1 protein-coding gene is annotated in these 972 nt (G+C 63.0%); it reads left to right on the top strand.

Features of this window, described 5'->3' with window-relative positions; genetic code table 11:
• Nucleotides 1-972: IS5 family transposase (locus EVC45_RS44855; RefSeq protein ID WP_168991687.1), on the top strand; the 972-nt coding region annotated here is incomplete at both ends.

Below are 972 nucleotides of genomic sequence, written 5' to 3'. Positions count from 1 at the left end.
CAAGACTGAAGAGTGGCGAACCGCGCAAACGAGCCAAGCCGGGCTACCGGGTGACGAATGCGCGTGACTACAACGCGAGCTTGAAGAAGCGCGGACAGCTCAGCCTGTATTGTCCCGACGGCGACCTGAAGGCGCTGTTCATCAACGACACGCCCTACCGCAAGGGCGAGTCGGGTCAGTCCCAGACGTACAGCGATGCGTACCTCGATCTGATCTTCATCTTCTACCGGCTGTTTGGCTGGGGCATGCGACAGATCACCGGCCACATGGAGGAATTCTGGGCGCTGCGCGGACTCGACATCGCGGTGCCGGGTTTCGGGCTTCTGAGCGAGCGATTCCGCACGATCGAGGTTCACGTCAAACAACGCTGCTCGCGCGCGGCCGAACGCCTGGGCAACGGCGAGGCGATCAGCCTGATCGTCGACAGCAGCGGCATGAAGTTTGGCCGGGCCAGCGAATGGCATCGGCAAGAGTACGGCCGCGACGCGAGCCAGACGCCGTGGCGCAAGATGCACCTGTCGATCGACCCGGAGATGAACGTCCACCAGATCGCGATCACCGAGGACAACGTCTCTGACGAGGCGGGCCTGAATGCGATGCTGGCAGTCGAGGCGAACGTCGACTGCGTGATCGCCGACGGCGCGTACTACAGTATTGCGCAGACCCAGGCGTGGTCAGCCTGCGGCGTGCTGCCGGTGATTCCCCCACCGGCCAATGCGGTCGTTCACAATCAGCCGGCGACGCGCTGGCACGACCATCTCGTTCAGTACATCAAGGACAAGGGCATCCATGCGTTTCGCAACAAATACGGGTATGGCCAGCGCGCGCTGGTCGAGTCGCAGATCTCGCGCATCAAGCGCTGCCTCGGCGCGCGGCTACTGACGCGCAAAACCGAATCGCAGCAGCGCGAGGGCGTGATTATCGCGAACCTCGTGAATCTGTGGAACAGCTTCGGCAAGGCGGTCTGCGCCA

Origin of the sequence: Paraburkholderia sp. UYCP14C (assembly GCF_004197395.1) — a bacterium.
In the GTDB taxonomy this organism is placed as follows: Bacteria; Pseudomonadota; Gammaproteobacteria; order Burkholderiales; family Burkholderiaceae; genus Paraburkholderia.
Note: the sequence above shows the minus strand (reverse complement) of the source record. Positions and strands in the feature narration are given on the sequence as shown.